The organism is Pararhizobium sp. IMCC3301 (assembly GCF_030758315.1).
GTDB lineage: Bacteria > Pseudomonadota > Alphaproteobacteria > Rhizobiales.
Window position 1 is genome coordinate 638,927 of sequence record NZ_CP132336.1, and the last position, 23,753, is coordinate 662,679.

21 protein-coding genes are annotated in these 23,753 nt (G+C 56.8%); 9 read left to right on the plus strand and 12 right to left on the minus strand.

All coding sequences use genetic code 11. The features are described from left to right. Positions 1-46: 46 nt before the first annotated feature. From RAL88_RS02845 to RAL88_RS02875, 7 genes are all read left to right on the plus strand, one after another. Complete coding sequence (locus RAL88_RS02845; protein ID WP_306267159.1) at positions 47-1,126, plus strand: ABC transporter ATP-binding protein; 1,080 nt, start codon at positions 47-49, stop codon at positions 1,124-1,126. A gap of 181 nt (positions 1,127-1,307) precedes the next feature. After that, positions 1,308-2,816, plus strand: a complete 1,509-nt coding sequence (locus tag RAL88_RS02850; protein WP_306267161.1) for a replicative DNA helicase — start codon at positions 1,308-1,310, stop codon at positions 2,814-2,816. Further along, positions 2,809-3,966 (plus strand): alanine racemase, encoded by a 1,158-nt coding sequence (gene alr / locus RAL88_RS02855; protein ID WP_306267163.1) that lies wholly within the window; start codon positions 2,809-2,811, stop codon positions 3,964-3,966. The genes RAL88_RS02850 and alr overlap by 8 nt, the downstream gene beginning before the upstream one ends. Positions 3,967-3,977: 11 nt before the next feature. After that, on the plus strand, positions 3,978-5,369 hold the full coding sequence (gene radA / locus RAL88_RS02860) for a DNA repair protein RadA (RefSeq protein WP_306267165.1): 1,392 nt from the start codon (positions 3,978-3,980) through the stop codon (positions 5,367-5,369). Between the two features lie 98 nt (positions 5,370-5,467). Next, complete coding sequence (locus RAL88_RS02865; RefSeq protein WP_306267166.1) at positions 5,468-6,163, plus strand: CvpA family protein; 696 nt, start codon at positions 5,468-5,470, stop codon at positions 6,161-6,163. Between the two features lies 1 nt (position 6,164). After that, positions 6,165-7,607, plus strand: coding sequence for an amidophosphoribosyltransferase (gene purF / locus RAL88_RS02870; RefSeq protein ID WP_306267167.1), 1,443 nt, complete (start codon positions 6,165-6,167; stop codon positions 7,605-7,607). A gap of 5 nt (positions 7,608-7,612) precedes the next feature. Further along, on the plus strand, positions 7,613-8,374 hold the full coding sequence (locus RAL88_RS02875; RefSeq protein ID WP_306269567.1) for an SDR family NAD(P)-dependent oxidoreductase: 762 nt from the start codon (positions 7,613-7,615) through the stop codon (positions 8,372-8,374). Positions 8,375-8,384: 10 nt separating this feature from the next. Here RAL88_RS02875 and der read toward each other — a convergent pair whose 3' ends face one another. The 4 genes from der to RAL88_RS02895 form a co-directional block, all read right to left on the minus strand. Further along, positions 8,385-9,800 carry a ribosome biogenesis GTPase Der gene (gene der / locus RAL88_RS02880; RefSeq protein WP_306267168.1) on the minus strand — a complete coding sequence of 472 codons (1,416 nt, stop codon included), beginning with the start codon at positions 9,798-9,800 and terminating at the stop codon, positions 8,385-8,387. A 145-nt stretch (positions 9,801-9,945) separates the two neighbouring features. Next, the gene (locus tag RAL88_RS02885; protein ID WP_306267169.1) at positions 9,946-11,343 is read right to left on the minus strand and encodes a PQQ-binding-like beta-propeller repeat protein; all 1,398 of its coding nucleotides are present in this window, start codon (positions 11,341-11,343) and stop codon (positions 9,946-9,948) included. A 34-nt stretch (positions 11,344-11,377) separates the two neighbouring features. After that, complete coding sequence (locus tag RAL88_RS02890) at positions 11,378-12,034, minus strand: tetratricopeptide repeat protein (protein WP_306267170.1); 657 nt, start codon at positions 12,032-12,034, stop codon at positions 11,378-11,380. Positions 12,035-12,156: 122 nt separating this feature from the next. Then, a complete protein-coding gene (locus RAL88_RS02895) occupies positions 12,157-12,735 on the minus strand; it encodes an NnrU family protein (protein WP_306267172.1) in 579 nt (192 codons plus the stop codon). Positions 12,736-12,972: 237 nt separating this feature from the next. Between RAL88_RS02895 and RAL88_RS02900 the strand changes: the two genes are divergently transcribed. Beyond that, positions 12,973-13,329 (plus strand): TraR/DksA family transcriptional regulator, encoded by a 357-nt coding sequence (locus RAL88_RS02900; protein ID WP_306267174.1) that lies wholly within the window; start codon positions 12,973-12,975, stop codon positions 13,327-13,329. Positions 13,330-13,362: 33 nt separating this feature from the next. Here the strand turns inward: RAL88_RS02900 and RAL88_RS02905 are convergent, their stop codons facing one another. The 8 genes from RAL88_RS02905 to RAL88_RS02940 form a co-directional block, all read right to left on the minus strand. Continuing rightward, on the minus strand, positions 13,363-14,034 hold the full coding sequence (locus RAL88_RS02905; RefSeq protein WP_306267176.1) for a DUF3047 domain-containing protein: 672 nt from the start codon (positions 14,032-14,034) through the stop codon (positions 13,363-13,365). A gap of 266 nt (positions 14,035-14,300) precedes the next feature. Continuing rightward, positions 14,301-15,686 (minus strand): FGGY-family carbohydrate kinase, encoded by a 1,386-nt coding sequence (locus RAL88_RS02910; RefSeq protein WP_306267178.1) that lies wholly within the window; start codon positions 15,684-15,686, stop codon positions 14,301-14,303. A 3-nt stretch (positions 15,687-15,689) separates the two neighbouring features. Beyond that, positions 15,690-16,004 (minus strand): L-rhamnose mutarotase, encoded by a 315-nt coding sequence (gene rhaM, locus RAL88_RS02915; RefSeq protein ID WP_306269569.1) that lies wholly within the window; start codon positions 16,002-16,004, stop codon positions 15,690-15,692. Continuing rightward, the gene (locus RAL88_RS02920) at positions 16,004-16,999 is read right to left on the minus strand and encodes an ABC transporter permease (RefSeq protein ID WP_306267179.1); all 996 of its coding nucleotides are present in this window, start codon (positions 16,997-16,999) and stop codon (positions 16,004-16,006) included. The genes rhaM and RAL88_RS02920 overlap by 1 nt, the downstream gene beginning before the upstream one ends. Beyond that, the gene (locus RAL88_RS02925) at positions 16,996-17,979 is read right to left on the minus strand and encodes an ABC transporter permease (protein ID WP_306267181.1); all 984 of its coding nucleotides are present in this window, start codon (positions 17,977-17,979) and stop codon (positions 16,996-16,998) included. The genes RAL88_RS02920 and RAL88_RS02925 overlap by 4 nt, the downstream gene beginning before the upstream one ends. Further along, positions 17,976-19,523, minus strand: a complete 1,548-nt coding sequence (locus tag RAL88_RS02930; protein ID WP_306267182.1) for a sugar ABC transporter ATP-binding protein — start codon at positions 19,521-19,523, stop codon at positions 17,976-17,978. The genes RAL88_RS02925 and RAL88_RS02930 overlap by 4 nt, the downstream gene beginning before the upstream one ends. Before the next feature lie 75 nt (positions 19,524-19,598). After that, positions 19,599-20,594 (minus strand): rhamnose ABC transporter substrate-binding protein, encoded by a 996-nt coding sequence (rhaS, locus tag RAL88_RS02935; protein ID WP_306267184.1) that lies wholly within the window; start codon positions 20,592-20,594, stop codon positions 19,599-19,601. A 28-nt stretch (positions 20,595-20,622) separates the two neighbouring features. Beyond that, positions 20,623-21,441, minus strand: coding sequence for a DeoR/GlpR family DNA-binding transcription regulator (locus RAL88_RS02940; RefSeq protein WP_306267186.1), 819 nt, complete (start codon positions 21,439-21,441; stop codon positions 20,623-20,625). Positions 21,442-21,620: 179 nt separating this feature from the next. Here RAL88_RS02940 and RAL88_RS02945 point away from each other — a divergent pair, with 179 nt between their 5' ends. Next, entirely contained in the window at positions 21,621-23,723 is a 2,103-nt protein-coding gene (locus tag RAL88_RS02945) for a bifunctional rhamnulose-1-phosphate aldolase/short-chain dehydrogenase (protein WP_306267187.1), read from the plus strand. Positions 23,724-23,753: the final 30 nt, after the last annotated feature.

Sequence of the window (23,753 nt, forward strand, 5' to 3'; positions counted from 1 at the left end):
TTTGGCCGTCGACCGTCAGTCCAGATAGTCAGGCCAGGAGGACAAATTGGCAGACATCAAGATAGAAAACATCGTCAAGGACTACGGCACAATCCGCGCCGTGCACGGGGTCAGCCTTGAGGTGGAGGATGGTGATTTCGTTGCCTTTGTCGGACCTTCCGGCTGTGGAAAATCGACCATGCTGCGAATGATTGCCGGGCTCGAAGATATCACTGCCGGAACCTTGCGCATCGGCGGCCGGGTGGTGAACGACGCGGAGCCGCGTGATCGCGATGTCGCCATGGTATTTCAGGATTATGCGCTTTATCCGCATATGACGAATGCCCAGAATATCGGGTTCGGCCTGAAAATGCGGGGCTGGAAGACGGCCGATATTGCGCCGCGTGTCAAAAGCACGGCGCAGATGTTGCAGATCGAACCGCTTCTGGAGCGCCGGCCTGGCCAGTTATCAGGCGGGCAGCGCCAGCGTGTCGCCATGGGCCGGGCCATCATCCGCGAACCATCGGTGTTTCTGTTCGATGAGCCCCTGTCCAATCTTGATGCCAAGCTCAGGGTTGAAATGCGAACCCAGATCAAGCGCCTCCACGCCATGCTTGGCACCACCACAATATATGTCACCCATGATCAGACCGAAGCGTTGACGCTGGCTGACCGGGTTGTGGTGATGCGCGAAGGTCATATTGTACAGGCCGGACCGCCGCTTGAACTTTATAACAAGCCCAACTGCAGATTTGTCGGCGAATTCATCGGCTCCCCGCAGATGAATATCTTTGAAGGGATCGTTGACCGGTCAGGCGTTGCAACCCGATTGATCATTGGCGAGGATACTCTTGAGCTGGGAGAGATCAATGTTGCCGATGGATCGCGCGTCGATGTCGGCATCCGACCGGAACATTTGCGCTGGTCTTCCCGTGACGCATGCAAACTCAGTCCGGTTGTGGAAGTGTTTGAGCCGCTGGGATCGGACACAATGGCCATCTGCCGGTTTGGTGGTCAGGACCTGACGGCGCGGCTTGAGCCGTCAATCCAGTTGCGCACCAATGAGCAGATTCACCTCAGTTTTGACACGGCGAATCTTCATTTCTTTGACAGCCAAACTGGTGACAGACTGACAGTTGAGCACTGATTCCTCTGACCCGGTGACTGCCCACAATGCATGGACTGGCCCTGTATCGGGCTTGATCCGGCCGAGTTCGACGTCGCCAACGGCCCTTTTCACATTGCTGATGTGTTTAACGGGGAAAAGGCCATGCTCCCTTCCGCTCTGGTTACGGAATGGTTAAAACCCGCTGGAAGCGGAGAGCGTGATGAATACGACGGCACTGACCAGCATTGACACCAAAAGCGAACACCAGGAGCCGTCCGATGACAGCTACCGGCTGGCACCGCACAATCTTGAGGCGGAACAAGCCTTGCTGGGCGCCATTCTGGTCAATAATGAAGCGTTTTACCGGGTCTCCGACTTTCTCGAACCGGAGCATTTTTACGAAGGGCTGCATCGCCAGATCTATGAAACTGCGGCGCAACTGATTCGCGTCGGCAAGGTGGCAACCCCAATTACCCTGAAAACATTTTTGCCCGCCGATGAACAGGTCGGCGAGATAACCGTCAGCCAGTATCTGGTCCGGCTTGCGACCCAGGCCACAACCATCATCAATGCCGTCGATTACGGCCGCTCGATCTATGATCTTGCGATCCGTCGCTCGCTCATCGGAATTGGTGAGGATCTGGTCAATGTAGCGTTTGACTCCGCCGTCGATCACGCGCCGCGCGACCAGATTGAAGATGCCGAAAAACGGCTTTATGAACTGGCCGAACAGGGCCGCTACGATGGTGGCTTTCACAGCTTTACCGATGCCCTGAAAGACGCGATTGACATGGCCAGCGCGGCCTATCAGCGTGATGGCCATCTGTCGGGTATCGCCACCGGTCTGCGCGATCTGGACCGGCAGATGGGCGGGCTGCAATCCTCCGATCTGGTGGTGCTGGCGGGCCGCCCGGCCATGGGCAAGACCGCGCTGGCGACCAACATCGCCTTCAATATTGCCAAGGCCTATATGGGGGAAACCCAGCCGGACGGCACCACCAAAGCAGTGAATGGCGGCATTGTCGGTTTCTTCTCGCTGGAAATGTCGTCCGAGCAACTGGCAACACGTATCATTGCCGAACAGTCCGGCGTGTCATCGTCGGAAATCCGGCGCGGCACTATCGATGAGCGGCAATTCAACCAGATTGTCATCGCCAGCCAGGAAATGCAGAGCATTCCGTTCTATATCGACCACACCGGCGGCATCTCCATATCGCAGCTCACCGCCCGGGCGCGCCGGCTGAAGCGTCAGCGCGGTCTGGATATGCTGATTATCGATTATCTTCAACTGCTGCAGGGCTCCGGCAAACGCTCTGACAACCGCGTCCAGGAACTGACCGAAATCACCACCGGATTGAAAGCCCTGGCCAAGGAACTGAATGTACCTATCCTCGCCCTGTCGCAATTATCGCGGCAGGTTGAAAACCGCGATGACAAGCGGCCGCAACTGTCCGATCTGCGTGAATCGGGATCGATTGAGCAGGACGCCGATGTGGTGATGTTCGTCTATCGCGAGGAATATTACCTGCAGCGCCAGATGCCCAAGGAAGGCACCGAGGAATTCTTCAAGTGGCAGGCGGAAATGGAAGATATCGCCGGCGTCGCCGAAGTCATCATCGGCAAGCAGCGCCACGGTCCCACCGGAACCGTCAAACTGCTGTTCGAAGGCGAATTCACCCGCTTCAGCAATCTGGCGCAGGAAGACCGGCTGCCGGAACAATATGAATAATCCACCCCTGGATCAGGCTCCCGCCGGAGCAAGACTGACCATCGACCTTGGCGCGATTGCCGATAACTGGCGGCAACTGGACGCGATGGCTGGCGCTGCCGAATGCGCCGCGGTGGTCAAGGCCGATGCTTACGGCCTCGGGATTGAGCAAGTTGTTCCAACTTTGTGGAAGGCCGGTTGCAGAACGTTTTTCGTTGCCCTGCCGGGCGAAGGCATCCGCGTCCGCAAAGCCGCACCGGAGGCAATTATATACATATTGGCTGGCTATTTTGCTGACGCGCTGGATATTTATCGGCACTATGCGCTGCGCCCGGTTATCAATATGGAATTTGACGCCTGGGTGAAGGCGGGCCGCAATGACAGGCTTGCATATGCAGTGCAACTGGAAACCGGCATGAACCGGCTGGGTATGCCGATTTCCGATTATGACAAACTCCAGGCATCCGGTCTGCTCGACGACTATCAGCCGAGCCTGCTGATCAGTCATCTGGCCTGCGCCGACACACCCGGCCACGCCCTCAACGCCTTGCAGCAGCAGCGCTTTAGCAGCGCCGTGGAAAACCACCCCTGCAATTGCACCTCGCTGGCAAATTCGGCCGGCATTTTTCTTGGGTCTGATTATCATTACGATCTGGTGCGGCCCGGAATTGCGCTCTATGGCGGCGCCTGCACAAGTGCCCTCGGGGCGGATAATCCGATGCGGCCTGTGATCAGCCTTGCAGCGCGCATTCTGCAACTGAAAGCGGTAGCCCCCGGCGAGACCATCGGCTATGGCGGCGCTGAAACCGTGCGCCCCTCGCCGCATTCAGGTTCGAATGAACGGTTTGTCGCCACCATTGCCGCCGGATATGCAGATGGTTATCTGCGCTCTGCCGGCAGCAGCGACCAGCGCCGCGGCGGCTGTGCTGCCTGGCGCGGAACGCGCATCCCCATCATTGGCCGCGTGTCGATGGATCTCATCAGCGTTGATCTGACGGATCACCCGGATGTTGCGCAATTACAGGATGGCCGCTGGTATGATGAATGGATCGAATTGATCGGGCCTGCGGTACCGCTTGACGACGTTGCCGGGGCCGCCGGGACCATCAGCTATGAGCTACTGACCGGCCTTGGCAACCGCTACCAACGAACCTACATCAACGGTCTTTGACAGGAACCACCTTGGCCAAGCAAAAACTGCAATATGTCTGCCAGAACTGCGGGGCTGTATCGCCGCGCTGGAACGGCAAATGCGAATCCTGCAATGCCTGGAACACCATTGTTGAAGAAAATCCGGGATCAGGCATCGGCGGCGCCGCCAAACGGCTGATCGGCAAGGGCCGGGTCATGGAGCTGGTGCCGATGCAAGGCGACTCTCCCGAGGCCCCACGCATCCTGTGCGGCATTGCCGAGTTGGACCGGGTGACCGGTGGTGGATTTGTGCCAGGATCGGCATTGCTGGTGGGCGGTGATCCGGGCATCGGCAAATCGACGATCCTGTTGCAGGCAGCCGCCCGCATGGCCCAGGCAGGTCGCAGGGTTGTCTATATTTCCGGCGAAGAGGCGATTGCCCAGGTGCGGATGCGCGCTCAGCGTCTCGGTTTGGGCGATGCGCCGGTCAGCCTTGCGGCAGAAACCAGCGTTGAAGATATTCTGACCACGCTGGAAGCTGGCACACCGCCGCATCTGCTGGTGCTGGATTCCATTCAGACCCTGTGGACCTCCCAGGTTGATTCGGCACCCGGCACTGTGACCCAGGTCCGCACGGCGGCGCAGGCGATGATTCGCTATGCCAAAAAAACCGGTACAACCATCATTCTGGTTGGCCATGTAACCAAAGACGGGCAGATTGCCGGCCCCCGTGTGGTCGAGCACATGGTGGATGCGGTGTTCTATTTCGAGGGCGAAGGTGGACATCAGTTCCGCATCATGCGGGCTGTCAAGAACCGCTTCGGTCCGACCGACGAAATCGGTGTTTTCGAGATGACCGGCGGCGGATTGCGTGAAGTTTCCAACCCGTCCGAGCTGTTTCTGGGGGAGCGCAAAGCCAACAATCCCGGCACTGCGGTGTTTGCCGGCATGGAAGGAACCAGGCCGGTTCTGGTGGAAATCCAGGCTCTGGTGGCACCCTCCTCGCTGGGCACGCCAAGACGCGCCGTCGTTGGCTGGGACAATAGCCGCCTGGCTATGGTTATAGCCGTTCTGGAGACCCATTGCGGGGTCAAGATCGGGGCGAATGATGTCTATCTGAACATTGCCGGAGGCTTGCGGATTGCCGAGCCTGCGGCGGATCTGGCAGTCGCCGCCGCACTGGTCTCATCGCTGACCGGTGCCCCATTGCCGCTGAACAGCGTTTATTTTGGTGAGGTCAGCCTGTCCGGTGCAATACGCTCCGTGACCCATACCCAGGCGCGGCTGAAGGAAGCGGAAAAATTGGGTTTCACGCTGGCAACGGTGCCGGAAGCAACCCGTGACGCAACTTCCGGCCAGAAGGGCATTGATGTCAACTCCATTGCCGATCTGACCAGCATGGTGGCACGCATTGCCGCCTCCGCGCCGCAAAGGGAGGCTTGAAACATGCCTCTGGAAAACTCTGCGTGGAAACATTTGGCAATGCAGCATAATCAGGCTAAGAAGCGGAACGTCAATTAAGAAAGCCAGGAGCCTGCCCCATGTCCATTACAATTCTGGACGGAATTCTTCTGGGCGTGATGCTGATTTCGGCCTTTTTGGCGATGATGCGCGGTTTTGTCCGTGAGGTCTTCTCCATAGGGACGTGGATTGCCGCTGCTGCCGCAGCGCTGTTTTTTCACCCGCTTCTGCTGCCCTATATCGAACCTTATGTCAGCAATGATCTGCTGTCGGTGGCGCTTGCTGCGGCTGCGGTGTTTTTCGTCACATTGATCCTCATCTCCTTCATCACCATCAGGATTTCAGATTTCATTCTGGACAGTGGCGTCGGCCCGATCGACCGCACACTTGGGTTTATGTATGGAGCCCTGCGCGGCCTGCTTATTGTGGTCGTCGCAATGATGATCTTCAATGGCCTTGTGCAGCGCGAAAAACGGCCTGAATGGGTGAGCAATGCCCAGTCGCTTCCGGTGCTGCTGGAAATCGGCCGGCGTATCACAGCGGCACTGCCGCAGGATATTCAGGAAACCATCACCAACTTCTTTGGCAAAAAATCATCCGAGCCGGACAACAGCATTCTGCCGAATGACGAACCCGACGTGGCTCCGCCAACAATAGATCCAGCTGGCACTAACTCGTCGACAGGTGGTTCCACCATGGATGACAGCGAACAATTGCCACAACAAGATGATACAAGGAATGTAGAACGCATTATCAACGCCACTCCGGAAAACTGAAATGGAATCGAACGACGATAAATTTCATGAGGAATGCGGTGTCTTCGGCGTGTTCGGCCATTCCGATGCCGGTGCGATTGCAACGCTCGGCCTTCATGCGCTGCAGCATCGCGGCCAGGAGGCCGCAGGCATTGTGTCCTTTGACGGACGCCAGTTCTACTCTGAACGCCATATCGGACTGGTCGGCGATAATTTCACCAAACCTTCGGTCATCAAAAGGCTGTCCGGTGACCGGGCTATCGGGCACAATCGCTACGCCACAACAGGCGGTGCCGGGCTTCGCAACGTACAGCCGCTGTTCGCCGAGTTTGCCGGTGGTGGCTTTGCCGTGGCCCATAACGGCAATCTGACCAATGCGCATACGCTGAAACGTGAATTGCAGCTGCGCGGCTCGATCTTTCAATCCACATCGGATACCGAAGTCATCATTCACCTGATCGCCACCAGCGAGAAAGGCCCGCTGGTCGATCGGATTGTGGATTCTCTCAATCAGATCGAAGGCGCTTATTCTCTGGTCGCGCTGTCACGCAAGAAGATGATCGGCTGCCGCGATCCGCTCGGTGTCCGCCCACTGGTGCTGGGTGATCTTGACGGAGCCTATGTACTGGCCTCCGAAACCTGTGCGCTCGACATTATCGGTGCCCGTTTTGTCCGCGAAATCGATCCGGGTGAAATGGTCGTGATCACCGACGGCGGGATTGAAAGTCTGCGCCCATTCGAGGCCGCCAAATCCCGCTTCTGTATATTTGAACATGTCTATTTTGCCCGGCCGGATTCGATCATTGAAGGCACCAGCGTTTACGATGTGCGCAAACGCATTGGTATGGAACTGGCAATTGAATCTCCTGCAGAGGCGGACATAGTCGTTCCGGTTCCCGATTCAGGCACTCCAGGCGCTATCGGTTATGCCGAGCAAAGCGGCCTGCGCTTTGACCTTGGCATCATCCGCAATCATTATGTCGGCCGGACCTTCATCCAGCCATCCGATTCAATCCGCCATATGGGCGTAAAACTGAAGCACAATGCCAACAGTTCGGTCCTGAAAGGGCGGCGTGTGGTGCTGGTTGACGATTCCATTGTCCGCGGCACCACGTCCAGCAAGATCGTGCAGATGGTCAGGGATGCCGGCGCATCGGAAATTCATATGCGTATTGCAAGTCCGCCGACCAGAAGTCCCTGTTATTATGGCGTTGATACGCCGGAAAAATCAAAACTGCTGGCCTCGCGCATGACGGTTGAGGAAATGGCCAACTACATCAAGGTTGATTCCCTGGCCTTTCTCACTCTGGATGGGCTCTACCGGGCCGTTGGTCAGGAACAACGCAATATGGAACAACCGCAATTCTGCGATGCCTGTTTTACAAGTGACTATCCTACCTTTCTCACCGACAAGGAAAATGAGCGCGCAAGCAGCCAGATTGCAACGCTGGTAGGAGCCAGCTAGTGAGCATTGCCAATTCAGAAGAACAGCCTCTCAAGGGGCAGGTCATCGTTGTCACCGGCGCATCGCGCGGCATCGGTTATTTCACCGCATCCCAGCTTGCCGGACTTGGCGCTCACATCATCGCGGTGGCACGAACTGTTGGCGGCCTGGAAGACCTTGATGACGCCATCAAGGCACAGGGCGGTTCAGCGACGCTGGTTCCTTTCGATCTGAAGGATTTTGAGGCAATCGACCGTCTCGGTGCCGCAATTTATGAGCGCTGGGGCAAGCTGGACGGTCTCGTGGCCAATGGCGGCATTCTGGGCATCCTGTCGCCGCTTGGTCATATCAAACCCAGCGAATGGGAAAATGTCATGGCTGTCAATGTGACGGCCAATTGGCGTTTGATCCGTTCCCTCGATCCGCTGCTGCGACAGGCGGATGCTGCCCATGTCGCTTTCCTATCGTCAGGCGCGGCCTGGAAATGCAAACCCTATTGGGGCGTCTATTCGGTATCGAAAGCCGCCGTTGAAGCGCTTGCGAAAACCTATGCCGGCGAAACCCGGCAGACCGCCATGTCGGTCAATGCGATCAATCCCGGCGCCACGCGCACCGCAATGCGCGCCAAGGCAATGCCCGGTGAAGATCCGGACACATTGCCAACCCCGGCCACCATCGCAGCAAAGATAGTTGCCACCATGCTTCCCGGCTTTACCGCAAGCGGCAAGCTGATTGATATCCCGACGGATGCGATGTTTGACCTGTTACCCGGATATCATGCCGGTTAAGCGCAGGCTGCTATGATTTCCGTTTGGCACGGCTGGCATAAGGATTTTCACCCTTGCGCATCATCAGCCGGAGCGGAACGCCCATCAGACCGAAATCATCCCGCAACGCATTGATCAGGTAGCGCTCATAGGCCGAAGGCAGCGCGTCGGGTCGCGAACACGACACAAAAAACGTCGGGGGCCGGGTCTTCGCCTGGGTCATGTAACGCAATTTGATCCGCCTGCCGCTGACAGCGGGCGGCGGATGGTGGTTCAGGATACCATCAAGCCAGCGGTTGAGACGGGCCGTGGAAATGCGTGCATTCCAGGTTTTGTAAACCTCGAAAACCGCCTTCATCAATTGATCAATGCCACTGCCGGCCAGACCCGAAATCGGCACCACCGGAACACCGCGCATTTGCGGCAGCAGCCGGGTCGCCTCAAGACGCAATTCTTTCAGGGCCTCATCGGGATCTTCGATCAGATCCCACTTGTTGAGCGCGATGACGCAGCCGCGCCCTTCGCGGGCAATCAGCGCTGCAATCTGCAGATCCTGCTTCTCAAACGGCATCGTCGCGTCCAGCATGACGACGACGATCTGTGCGAACTGGATGGCACGCAAACTGTCTGATACGGAGAGTTTCTCAAGTTTCTCCTGAACCTTTGCCTTGCGGCGCATACCGGCAGTGTCGAACAGGCGGATCGGATTGTCCTGCCACATCCAGTCAACCGAAATCGTATCCCGTGTGATGCCGGCCTCAGGGCCGGTCAGCAGCCTGTCTTCACCGATCAAATAGTTGATAAAGGTGGATTTTCCGACATTCGGACGGCCGACCACCGCCAGTTGAAGCGGACCGCGCGGCTTTTCTTCAGCAGGTGCATCCGGATCGAATATCTCGGCAAGCTCCGGCGCGGCGGCCTCCTCGACAGCAATCCCCTCACTGTCCGCATCATCGCCTTCCGAAATGATTCGAATGGCCTGATAAAGATCGGCCATGCCCTCGCCATGTTCTGCGGAAATCGGAACCGGCTCGCCGAACCCCAGACTGTAGGCTTCATAATAGCCGGCTTCGCCCTTCTTGCCCTCGGCCTTGTTTGCGACCGGAATGATGGGCTTGCCGCTGATGCGCAGAAGATCCGCGAAATGTTCATCAGTCGGCGTCACGCCGATCCGCGCATCGATCAGGAACAGGCAGATATCCGCTTCCAGAATGGCCGCTTCGGTCTGCGCCCGCATGCGGCCTTCCAGACTATCGACATTGGCGACTTCCAGTCCGGCGGTATCGATCACATTGAAAGAAATATCGCCGATCTTGCCATCCCCGGAGCGGCGGTCACGGGTGACGCCCGGCGTGTCATCCACCAGCGCGAGTCGTTTTCCGACAAGGCGATTAAACAGGGTGGACTTGCCCACATTGGGGCGTCCGATAATAGCGACAGTAAACATTTAATGGTGTCCTGAGGACGTGCCCGGCGGATAGCGCAGGGATATTAGAGCACGTTTTACGAATATCGAGTCATTTGACCGTGTTGGGGCTCTTTACCGGAGGTCACGACATTCTGCAATCCAGAACCCGATTCACTCCCGTGCTCTAATTATAGGCGATCATCGTTCCATCGCCGGCCAGAAGAAGCAGTTTGCCCCCGGCAGCAATGGGCCTCATATAGACATTTTTGTTGATATCGCGTGTCCCAAGCAACCGTCCCGTTGTCGCATCGACCGAGGCCAGTTGGCCATCACTGGAAGCCGACCAAAGTGCTCCACCGGCCAGAACCGGTCCGGCCCAGGCGGTACGGGAGCGTTTTTTGCGCACGACAGGCAATTCAGCAATCCACAAAGCTTCTCCGCTTGCGCGGTCCAGCGCTACAATGCGGTCCTGCAAATCCTGAATGAAGACCGTATTTCCCGACACGACAGGCGTGAAACTGGAGCCGATATTACGCTCCCAGACCCGCTCGCCAGTTGCCAGTTTGACGGCGATTGTCCGGCCCGCCACCCCGGTGGCGTACACTGTGCCATCTGCAATGACAGGAGACCCGGACACGTCGGTCAGGCCCGATACCGCCAGGTTGCGGCTGGCACGAACCACCGCATCGCTCCATTTCGGATCACCACTTTTCACGTCAAAGGCAACAATCTCGCCGGAAGAATACGGCACAACAACCGTTGAGCCGGAAACTGCAGGATTTGAGGCCGCCAGAAGGCCTGCCGTTTCTGGAATACCATTGAAGGACCACAGCAATGCTCCGTCAGCCGCTGACAGGGCTACCACTTCGTTGCTGGCAGTGACGACGAACACCCGTCCGTCGGCGAAGGAAGGTGCCCCGCGTGCGGGTTCTTTCAGTACATAACGCCAGACTTCCTGGCCCGATTGGCCGATCAGCCCGACAACTTCACTGTAGCCGGTTGCTGCGTAGACAAACCCGCCGCCGGAGGCGATACCACCGCCGGGCGCTGCCTGTTTTTCACCTTTCGGCTTCAACGAGACCCGCCACAGACGCGATCCGCCGGATAAGGCGGACGCGGTTACATTTCCTTCCGGATCGTAGACATAGACCCGGCCCTCTCCCACCACCGGGCCTGATGACCCGCGAATTCCACGACGTCCCGGACGATCTGCAACCTGTGCCGACCAGGCCCGTCCGTTGCCGCCGCCTGACAGTGCAACGTGGCCAGGATTGTTTGCATTGTTGCCGGATGCATTGTTCCAATTGGAAAATGAAGCAGCAGGTGCAATCGAAGCGGTCTTGCCGCCTGTTACAACCATCGGATCAGATGAGGGTAATGCTTCGCGCCTTGCACCGGGAAGCAATTGCTCCTCCTCAGCAAACGGATTGATGCTTTTAACGCCATCTGCCAATGCATCGATGCCGGCGCAACCGGCCAGCGAAACGAGCAAGCTGCCAAGCACCCCGAATTGGAGCCATCTGCGCGGCGCTGCCGCCTGCGCTGATCTTTGTGGGTTTGGATACGCGATGGTGTTGCTCATAAATCAACTCTTTTGTCTGGCGGGGACCGGAAACTTACCCGGCATTCCCGCCCTCAATCAGCGTTTTCAGAATTTGTGCCCTGGACCGGACACTTTGCAGCGATTCCGGGTCTTCCAGAATCAAATCCAATGTAGTTGTGGCGGTTTCAAGGTCACCGGCACGATAAGCCGCGAGCGCAATATATTCCCGCGCGCTGTGGCGCCATGCGCTGTTTGGATTGGCCAGCACAGCAAGGCGGCTTTGAACTTCTTCCAAAGTGCCATCGTCGACCAGCAGCAGGCCCGCCCTCAATTCAGCAAGTGATTTCAGCTCTTTGCTTTTGGTTGTGTCAGCAATCCGGTCAAATTCGGCGACCGCACCTTCCACATCACCCTTATCTGCAAGTTCAGTCGCAATCCGGAACCGCGCCAATGCTGCATATCCGGCGTGTTTGCTGTCGGCAATTCCCTGCAACGACTTCATTGCTTCAGCATCCTCGCCGTCTTCGGCCAGTTGCAGCGCCTCCATATAGGCATCGCCCGCAGTCTGGGCGGCCTCCTCCTTGAAATAGCTCCAGCCACGGTAACCCGCAGTGGCAGCGACAATAATGACCGCTGTGGCAATGATGAAAATCCCAAAACGATCCCAGATCTGTTTCAGGAATTCACTGCGGAGGTCTTCATCGACCTCTCTTGCAAATTGATCAGACATTAACGGCCTTACTTATTAAACGGGAAACAGCCGGTCGCGCAGTCCTGTGCGCCCGGCATCACAATTTTGCGGACAATATCCGCTGCGCCTGCCTTAAGCAATCGTCAAACGAATTTAATCCGTCACGCCAATGGTGCGACGCCAAACAGCCACTCATGGGCATAGAAAACGAATAACAACCACACCGCTGTACCAAGGCCAATACTGACAAGATCATTGCGTATCGGGCCCGCCAGATAGGCCAGTTTCATCTGCCGGTCGCGGCGGCGAGCGCCGAAATAGACCAGAATCGACCATACCAGAAACGAGCCGAACAGAACAACTTCATGCTCCATGCCATTGACCAGCAGATGCGCTGCTGCCCAGATCATCACACCGATTGTCATCGGGTGTTTCAATCGGGCCCTGATCTGTCCGGCAGGAACATAGGCAGCTGCGACCAGAATGAAGGCCAGCAGCAGCAGAGTTGCCGAGACATGCAGCAGTGACAAGGGAGGAACCCACAATGGTTCAGCGCCCACTGCAGCCGGTGTGAACCCCAGCACAATCAGCACCAGACCAGCGACACTGATCAAGGTATAGACCGCTCTCCAGCTTGCCGCACCGAATGTATTGATGGCCCAGAGGCGGACCGGTTCGAAAAAAATGCGGACCGAATGGACCCCCAAAAACAGTGCGAGGCCGATTATCAGTAACGTCATGCTGCAGCGTCCCGGATTTGTAAGTGAAAAACGTGTTCCCTCATATCGTCACGAGTTTCCCTTTTCAACGCTTTCCGACCTGCAACTGCAGGTTTGGGGCCATAAGGGTGTGTACAACACAGATCAGGCGATTTCGGGGCGCATCCAGGCCTGCAATCTAGCAATTGCCCGCTGGGCAAGTTCCGGTCTAATCTGGCAGTGCCGACCCTGAATTGCCCGACCCGGACCGCAAACGCCATGGCCCTTACAATCGAACAGGTTGCGACTTTCAAGACGGACCTTGTGGCGCGCCGTCAGTCATTGCAGCAGGCGTCCGATCAGACCGAGACGGACCGAGCGCCGGTTGAACTGGACCAACAATCCGTCGGGCGGCTCTCGCGAATGAATGCCATGCAGGTCCAGGCCATGTCTCAGGCACAACAGCGCCAGAGGGAAGCGGATTTACGCCGCATTGCCGCGGCACTCAGCCGGATCGAGGATGGTGAGTTCGGCTATTGTAACGAATGCGGTGAACTGATTGCAGAAAAACGGCTGCAGGTTGATCCTGCAGCCAGCCAGTGCATTACCTGTGCTGCCCGTGGTGAGAAACGCTGAACAGGCGCATGACTGAATCTGCGCCGCAGCCGGTCAGTTGAGCCCGATCGCACTTAGGGACGATTGCGAAACGATGCCGGAATCATCTGAATCCGACGAGACCGCCAGCCCCACCAGGACCCCGGGGGCCCCGCCGAAGGCGCGGCGGTAGTCGGCAGCAAGATCAACATTCTCCGAAAATGTGCCCGCAATGGCCCCACGCTTGACAATGCTTGTTCCGCGCCCGGAAAAATACGGACTCGGCACAAAACTGCCGGGGCTTTGCTGGCCGCCATAGACATAGATCAACATGCGGCTGCTGCGTTTTGTCAGCAGGCTCTTGATATTCGGATTTTTGCCCGCACGCCTGGCAGTCGCTTCATCGGTGAAGACGAAATACAAAGCGATGTTGCGGTCATCGCTACCCTTCTTTGCCAGGTTTGTCGGAGGTACTGTGGTCTGAACCGACCAGTTCCAGCTGGCTTTGGTTGCCGCCCGCGCACCCTGTGGAACGGCCTTGTAAATGACGGACGAGCTTTTCGGTGCCGTTATGCCCAGAGTTCCGCCACCGAAACTGTATTCGGTTTTCGGGATCGACCGGAAATCAATCGATTTCCAGCCACTGCCAAAGTCGACAGTTTCCGCGCTGGCCGGTGAGAGCTGTACGACGGCAGAAAATGCCAGGACCAGGATAACTGAAGCAAATTTGCTAAGTCTGTATGTCATTTAAAATTCCTCAAGGTACATGACTTCATAGAGGAGCTACGCATCACGTGCGTTCATGGATGCTTCACAGTTTTGTGAAGCACACGTCCGATCTGCCCCATAGCAGTATGGGGTCGGGCAATGGCGCATTGGGGTGTTCGATTGTGCACTATTTTAAGAATTCAAAATTGCGGCAAACGGAACCCTGACCGTTGAAGACGACGCGCTTGATTACGACATAACGTTTGCATGACCGTGCGATGGAGTCCGGCAGCAGCAATCTCAGTTCAACCGCTGGAAACCCGGTCACGCCACAAATTGGCATAGTTGCTGAAGGCTCTATTCGGTGTGTTGGGCTGTACATCTGAACCAGTTTCCGATGGTCCCGTCCGATTCTTCCCGGCCAGCATCGCCGCACCAATGCTGGTTCCGGTCGCGCTTGAATTTGACCGAATGACCGGTCGGCTGGCTGCGCCTGCAAGCATCGTCAGATAGGCATCATTCTGCGAAAACGGCCCCTCGACGATGATCGGGCCGTCAGCGCCGCACAGATTGAGACAAGTGTTGGTCATCAGTGCCAGATAAAATGACACCGTGGCATAAAAAGCGCCGTCGCTCAGAGTTTGCGGCTCAACAGTCCAACTTGCATCACGTCCCTGAAATGGGCCGGAGCGATTTTCGACCGATGGCAGAAGCATGATGGAATTGTCCAGCACCTGCGCAATGTCCGCCGCTGTGGCTTCAGCCTTGCGCCCTTCCATCAGCAGATCGAATTCCCGGCCCCCCATGAAACGGGCGGACGGCACAGGATCGCCGAAGGCATTGACATTGACCAGCGTATCCCGTGCCGGGTCCGGATCAACAGGTTTGCCGCCGACGGCCATGCAGATTACCCAGGTTCCCGTCGACACGGCACTTAAGGGCGTCTGCCGGCGGACAAGATGGGGAAACAGGGATGCATTGGAATCGTGAATGCCGCAGGTTACTTTTACATCTGTGGCCAGCCCCGTGGCCTGCGCAATTTCCGGCCGCACAGAACCCAGAATGTCATCCGCCTTGCGCACCGGTGCCATCAGCTTTGTCCAGCCCTGAGCGCTGACCATCGCTGAAAAACTGCCCTCCCACGGATTCCACAAATCCGTATGGCAGCCGAGCGACGTCACTTCGTTGGCCATCATTCCGCTCAGTCGAAACGCCCAATATTGCGGATAGGTCAGCATGTGGCGCACCTTTGCGCCCTGCTGCGGAAAGCTCTGCATCTGCCAGAAAAACTGCGCGCCCAGATTGAGCCCCATCGGCAGGCGCGGCGATCCGGTTTCAGCAAAATCCGGCCGCACTGTATCATATGCATCAGCCATTTTGTCGGGACCGTCAAATTCATAGTCGAGCACCGGCATGGCCAGATCGCCATTCCCGTCAAGCAGCACGCCGGACGCGCCATGGGCGGTGATGGAAATCCCTGCCACCGGATACAGCCGGTTCAGTTCACACAGCGCATCAAGCAGAAAGCCCCAGATAGTTTCGACATCGAAATGCGGGTAAGGCGGACCGGGCAACACCCGGTTTGCCATGGTCCGCACCGCCGTTTCCTGCCAGTTCTGCGGATCTACAATGGCCAGTTTTGCATTGGTCTTGCCGATATCAACAACGGCAATATGGCGCGCGGCACTCATCTGTCAGTCCATCTGAAAGACGGTTTCAAGCGGCACGGCGACCGGCTCATTATCCGCCTTTGTCTCCATGATATCCGCCATATGCGCCCACCATTTGCGCATCACCCGGTGCTCGGCAAGCTCGCTCATGCGGTGATCGTCACGGCGCCAGAGCACTCCGAACAGAATATCTGTTTCAGGGTCGAGATGAATGGAATAATCAGAAACGCCAGCCTCCTTGAGCAGCGTCACAAGCTCGGGCCAGATCTCGTCATGGCGCTTTTTGTATTCGGCTTCCATGCCCTCCAGGAGCTTCATCTTGAAGGCATATTTCTGCATCACACCCGACCCCGTCTTACCATGCCGTAAATCCGCGGCAACGCAATCGCACCGATCAGCAAAAGGCCAATGAAAATCGACATCACAATGCCCGGCACATTCAGCAGGCCAAAGCCGAATGTCACCAATCCCATGATAATGGCCGCCAGCACAACGCCGGGAATAGTGCCGGCTCCGCCCAGAATATTAACCCCGCCAAGCACCACCATGGTCACAATCTCTAATTCCCAGCCAAAGGCAATCGAGGGCCGCGTCGAGCCAAGCCGCGAGGTCAGGCAGACCGCAGCCACACCCGACATCAGACCGGTCAGCAGGAACAGGATGAATTTCACACGTGCCGTGCGGACGCCGGAAAATTGCGCGCCAAGCTGGTTGTTGCCGATGGCATAGACCGCGCGGCCGAAATTCGTTTTATGCAGGACGATACCGTAGATGACGGCCAGAACGGCAAACAGCACAAGCTCAAAGGAAAACACCCACCAGACATAGCCCTGACCGAAAAACGCGAAGTCGGGCGGATAGCCGGTATAGGCTTTGTCACCCAGCACGATATATGAAATGCCGCGAAACAGGCTCATTGTGCCGATTGTCACGACAATCGATGGCAGGCCCAGCCGTGTCACAAGCACGCCGTTAAAAGCGCCACAGGCCAGACCAACACCAAGCCCGGCGAGCACCAGCACCGGCGTGCCGAAACCAAGTTGCATGAAAAAGCCCATGGCGGTCGATGCAAGGGCAATGATGGAAGCCACCGACAGATCAATCTCGCCGGAGATGATCAGCATCGCCATGGCAAAGGCAATCATCGCCTTTTCTGTGAAATTGAAGGTTGCGTCCGACAGGTTCCAGGCATTGAGGAAATACGGCGAGGCGAAGGAGTTTGTGATGAACACCGCAATGGCGATCACCAGCAGCAGGGTTTCCCAGCTTTTCAACACACGCTGTGCCCGCGAGGTCAGACGGTCAGGGATATTGCGCACAAGTGTATCACTCATGATGTCTGCTCCGCCTTCTTCAAAATAACGCGGCCCTTCTTGCTTTCCGAGCGCGCATTGAACGCCACAGCAATAATGATCGCTGATCCGGAAATCGCCAATTGCCAGAACGGTGAAATATTGATCACCGGCAGCGCATTCTTGATGATGCCGAGGAACAGCGCCCCAAGCAGAGCCCCACCGACGGAGCCGATACCGCCGGCAATTGAAATACCGCCGATCACGCAGGCGGCGATCACCTCAAGCTCGAATCCGGCGGCAATGTCGACATAGGCGACAGCGTAGCGTGCCACCCACAGATAACCGCAAAGGCCGGAAACGCCGCCGGCAATCACAAAGGCCATAAAGCGGGTAAAACCCACATCAATGCCGGTATAGACCGCTGCGTGCGGATTGCCGCCGACCGCATAAAATGCGCGTCCAAGCGGTGTTCGGGTAACGATGATGGCAAAGAAGATCACCGTCACAACGGCCATCCAGGACAGCACCGGCAGGCCAAGAATGTCGAATCGCGGAAACGCCTTGAACGATGCGCTCATTTCATGGGCGTTGATCCACTCGCCGTTGGAAATCAGGAATATGATGCCGCGGAAAATGGTCAGCGTGCCAAGCGTCACCACAATTGGCGGAATATCGAGCTTCCAGACCAGAATGCCGTTAAACGCGCCCATCACCATGCCAAGGCTGATGGCAATCAGCAGCAGGATCGGGATCGGAAGGCCTGGCACCACGGTGTTGATCAACGCCACCACCATTCCGCTCAGCGCCAGGTTGGAGGCGACCGACAGATCAATGCAGCGTGTCAGGATAACCACCATTTGTCCCAGGGCGAGCATGATCAGGATCGATGTGTCATTAAAAATGTTTGCCGCATTGCCGGGGGCGGCAAAGCCCGGAAAACGGGTGGAAACCAGAGCGACCACACCTGCTATCGCCAGAACCAGCAGCGACTCGCGTGATTTGATGATCTGAGTGATCATGCGGCCGCCTCCCCTATGCCTGCAGCAACCCGCACAAGTGCTTCCGCACTCATGCTCTCCCGGTCAAACTCTGCAGCGATACGGCCCTCGCGCATGACGATCACACGGTCGGTCATGCCCAGAATTTCCGGCAGTTCCGACGATACCATGATGATCGCCAGCCCATTAGCCGTCAGTTCACCCATAAATTCATGAACGGCAGCTTTCGAGCCGATATCAATGCCCTTGGTCGGCTCGTCAAGAATGATCACCCGTGGCTGCGTTGCCAGCCATTTGGCGATCACCACCTTCTGCTGGTTCCCGCCCGACAGATTGCCGATATCCTGATCCAGCGACGCGGCACGAAGATCAAGACGCTCGGTATATTCACGTGCCAGGCGGAATTCTTCCGCCAGTTGCAGAAAGCCGTTACGTGATGTTTTGCCGAGCGATGGCAGAGTGATGTTCTGGAAAATCGGCAGTCCGATTACCGCGCCCTGTTTGCCGCGGTCCTCCGGCACATAGACAATGCCTTTCTCGATGGCTTCGGCGGGCGAGCGCACAATGGCGATTTCGCCATCAATCCGCATGGCACCCTTTGAGGGTTTGGTAATGCCAAAAAGCGACTGCATGAATTCGCTGCGCCCGGCCCCGACCAGTCCGTAAAAACCAAGAATCTCACCCTTGCGCAGCGAAAATCCGATATTTTCAAATTCCGTCGGGTGGCTGTAACCGGCAACGGTCAGCACCGTTTCACCAAGTTCAACAGCGCGCTTGGGGAAAATCTGATCAACAGTCCGGCCGACCATCATTTTGACCAGCTCGTCCTCCTCGACATCTTCAATCAGGCCCTCACCTGCCATCTGGCCATCGCGAAACACCGTATAGCGGTCTGCAATACGGAAAATTTCATCGAATTTGTGGCTGATGAACAGGATGGCCTTACCTTCCGCTTTCAACCGTTCGACGAGAGCATATAGCTCGCCGATTTCCTTATGCGACAGCGCGGCTGTCGGTTCATCCATAATGACTATCTGGGCATCAATCGAAAGCGCACGCGAGATTGCAACCAGATGTTTATTGGCGATGCCAAGGTCCCGCAGCCGTGCCGAGGGGCTGATGTCAGCGCCGATCCGCTTGAGAATCAAAGCAGCCGCAGCATTCATTTGAGCCCTGTCGATGAGCCCAAAGCGGCCGCGCGGCGCATGGCCAATAAAAATATTTTCCGCGACAGTCAGATCGTCAAACAGCACGGTCTCTTGATGGATTGCGGTAACACCGGCTGCGGAGGCTGCCAGGGCATTGGGAAAGTCGGTCTCCTTGCCATCGACTGAAATCGTCCCGCCATCAGGCTGGTAAATGCCGGTCAGCACCTTAACGATTGTGGATTTTCCGGCACCATTTTCGCCGACCAGCGCCGTGACCTGCCCCGGATAGAGATCGAGCGACACATTGCTCAATGCCTTGACCCCGGGAAATTCCTTGGAAATTTGGCGCAGGGAAAGTATCGCCCGTCCCGCAGCCTGCACGGTGGCGTTTTTCCCCTGCTGTTCGCTAACGAGCATGACAGCATCCTTCAAAACAAAGCAGTTGAAAATGGCGCCGCTGGCAACAGCGGCGCCACACAAGACGGCTTCAGCTCAGAAGATATCTTTGAACGCATCGATGTTTGACGCATCATAGACAAAGGGGTCAGCCATCGCGCCTTCATTGTTGTCATCCAGCGTGACCGAACCCATACGGCCCATCGGAATGGCTGCGCCCGGTTTTGCTTCCGCTTTGCCGGTCGCCAGATTGTAGGCAATCATCGTCGCCGAATAACCAAGATCGATCGGATTCCAGATTGCGAAGGATTTGGAAGCGCCGGAAGCGACGTGGCCCGCCATTTCAGAGGGAAGGCCAAGGCCGGTTACATTGATCTGGCCGGTCTTGCCCGCGTCACTCACAGCCTGCGCAGCGGCGACGATGCCGACAGATGTCGGAGCGATGATCGCCTTCAGGTTGGGATAGGACTGCATCAGTCCCTTGGCTTCGGTGTAGGACTTGTCAGCCTTGTCATCGCCATAGACGGTGGTGACAACATTGATGCCGGGATAGTTGCCCTTCACCTTGTTCATCTCCGCGATCCATGTGTTCTGGTTCGTGGAGGTGGTTGTCGCTGAAAGCACCGCAACATCGCCACCTTCCGGCAGATGATCGGCGGCAAGTTTGATGATCATGTTGCCAATCAGCGGATTGGATGACGGATTGAGATGCATCTGCCGGCCTTCAGCAGCGATCCCGGAATCCCAGGAAATCACCGTGATGCCACGGCTCATCGCCTTTTTCAGCGTCGGCACCAAAGCGTCCGTGTCATTGGCCGAAACCGCAATCGCATCAACCTGCTGGGCGATCAGCGAGTTGATGACTTCAATCTGTCCTTCCGCAGTGGTATCTGTCGGGCCGGTATAGATGATCTCGACATCGCCAAGTTCTGCGGCGGCTTCCTCTGCACCCTTGGCGGCAGCTTCGAAAAAGCCGATGCCAAGCGCTTTCACGACAAGCGCAATGCGTTTTGTCTCCTGCGCCTGGGCCGGTGTGGCCATGATGGCCGCCGTAACTGCGGCGGTGACCAGTAGTTTCTTAAGTATGCTCATAGGGTCCTCCCTTGGTGTGATAGTTTTTTCAACCGGCAGCGAGCGGCTCCGGTGAAACTCTGGCGGCACCGCGTCCGCGTTCCGCAATGATCAGTTCAATACCCGCCGCCTCCAGCATCGCGGCGGATTTGTCGTCGATCCCGTCATCAGTGATCACCTTGGTAATCCGCGACAAGGGACACAGGATGAGGCTCGAACGCTTCTTCAGTTTCGATGCATCGACAAGAACGACCAACTCGTCGGCCTGATTAATCAGCTTCTGCTCGGCCTGGATCAATAGTGGATCAGCCTCCATCAGACCCAGCGGACTGAGCCCCTGCGCGCCCATGAACATGCGTTTGGCGTAGAAATTACGGGTGACATCATTGTCAAACGGGCTGAGAATGATGTTCTGCTCGCGATAGATCGTTCCGCCGGACAGCGTTATGGTGTTTTTCGAATGCTTCAGCAGATGTTCAGCGATGGGAAAGGAATTGGTAAAAACCTGGCAGCGCTTCATCGCCAGCGGATGCACCATCTGGAATGTCGTGGTGCCGCCATTGATGATGATCGGGTCGCCATCGTCGCACAATTCGGCCGCCTTCACGGCGATCGCCCGCTTCTGCGCCATATTGATCGTTTCATTGACGCTGAACGGCCGACCGGCAAGACCGACGAATTGGGGCGGGCTGATGGATTCAGCACCACCGCGAACACGCCGGAGCTTCTTCTGAACGTGCAGAGTAGCAATGTCGCGGCGGATCGTTGCCTCGGAAGAATCCGTCAGTTCCACCATTTCCTGAACAGTGGCGACGGGCTTTCCCTGAATGGCGGACAGGATAATCCTGTGGCGTTCCTTCTCGTGCATGGCGTCCTCCCTGCCCTGAACAATTCCACCACCTGAGCGCCTTGTCAATCACAAACAATCAAAACTACGCAAATATGCTAATATTTGATTGTTTGTGATTGAACTTGATTGACAACGGAACATTTCAGAGGCAAAACTTATCAAACAATAAACGTCACCGGACGTGTGGGAGGGAAGACATGCTCAGACAGGATAAAGGCTCGCGCCTGGAAAACCTTTGGGATGAACAACGTGCCGCAGGCATGAGCGAGCCGGAACTGTTGCTGTACCGCTCAAATCTGCTCGGCTCCGACAAGCGCGTCACCAATTATGGCGGCGGCAACACCTCCGCAAAGGTCCTGCAGAAGGATCCGCTGACAGGCGCCATGGTCGAAGTGCTGTGGGTCAAGGGATCGGGCGGTGATGTCGGCACCATCAAAATGGATGGCTTTGCAACCTTGTATATGGATAAGCTCAACGCGCTGAAGTCGATCTATCGCGGCGTCGAATTTGAAGACGAGATGGTCGGCTACCTACCCCACTGTACCTTCAATCTGAACTCCAGAGCCGCATCCATCGACACGCCGCTTCATGCTTATGTGCCGCAGAAACATGTTGATCACATGCATCCCGATGCCATCATCGCGATTGCCGCAGCAGATAACAGCGAGGAATTGACGCGAACGATATTCGGCGACGAGATCGGTTGGCTGCCATGGAAGCGCCCGGGTTACGAGCTGGGTCTCTGGCTGGAAAAATTCTGCCTCGACAATCCAGATTCCAAGGGCGTTGTACTGGAAAGCCACGGCCTGTTTACCTGGGCCGATACGGCGCGCGAATGCTATGATCTGACCATCGACATCATCAATCGGGCAATCGGCTGGTTCGAGCGCGAGACATCCGGCAAGCCGGTCTTCGGCGGCGAAAAATACCAGGCGCTGCCTGCCGGCAGGCGGCGCGAGATCGCCGCTGCACTGATGCCCGCGATCCGTGGCATGGTTTCAAAAGATGTGCCGATGGTCGGTCATTTCGATGATGCTGACTCTGTGCTGCAATTTGTCTGTGCAAATGATATGGTAGCGCTCGCCGCGCTTGGCACCTCCTGTCCGGATCATTTCCTGCGCACCAAAATCCGCCCGCTTCTGGTGGATTTCGACCCGTCCCATTCTGATGTCGACAAGGCACTTGAGACGCTTGCCGGAGCAGTGGCCGACTACCGCGCCGAATATGCCGCCTATTATGAGCGCTGCAAACACGATGACAGCCCGGCCATGCGCGATGCCAATGCGGTCGTCTACCTCATTCCCGGTGTCGGAATGATCACCTTCGCCAAGGACAAGGCGACTGCCCGTATTTCCGGAGAATTTTACACCAATGCCATCAATGTGATGCGCGGTGCCTCGACCGTCTCGCGCTATTGCGGTCTGCCCGAGCAGGAAGCTTTCGACATTGAATACTGGCTGCTCGAGGAAGCAAAGCTGCAACGCATGCCGAAGTCGAAAAGCCTGGCCGGACGCATTGCCATTGTCACTGGCGGGGCTGGCGGCATCGGTTCGGCGACAGCTGAACGCCTGCTGACGGAAGGCGCCTGCGTCGTCCTTGCCGACATTGATGAAGCTGCGCTGGCAAGGACGCAGGAAAACCTTGCCGCGCGCTATTCCTTTGATGTGGTGCGCACCGTTTCGATGAATGTTACAAACGAAGACGCCGTGATTGCGTCTTATACGCAAATGGCAGTCGAATATGGCGGTGTCGATATCATCGTCTCCAATGCCGGTATTGCCTCATCGGCTGCAGTGGAAGACACTTCATTAGAGTTGTGGAACCGCAACATGTCGATCCTCTCGACCGGCTATTTTCTGGTCGCTCGCGAAGCCTTCAAAATGCTCAAGAAGCAGGATATCGGCGGCTCGATTATTTTCATCGGATCAAAGAATGGACTGGCTGCATCGCCGGGTGCATCGGCCTATTGCACGGCAAAGGCATCGGAACTGCATCTTGCGCGCTGTCTGGCGCTGGAGGGCGGACCTCATGGCATCCGTGTCAATGTCGTCAACCCGGACGCGGTGCTGCGCGGCTCCACGATCTGGTCGGGCGACTGGCTGAAAGAACGTGCGGATGCCTATGGCAAGGACACATCCGAGTTGGAAGAACATTACCGCCAGCGCTCGCTACTGAAACGCTCGGTACTGCCTGAAGATATTGCCGAGGCCACGTATTTTTTCGCATCAGAATTGTCGGCGAAATCAACCGGCAACATCATAAATGTGGATGCGGGCAACATCCAGGCTTTCACGCGCTGACGTGGCCAGGGAACGTTCAGAAAAATTCGG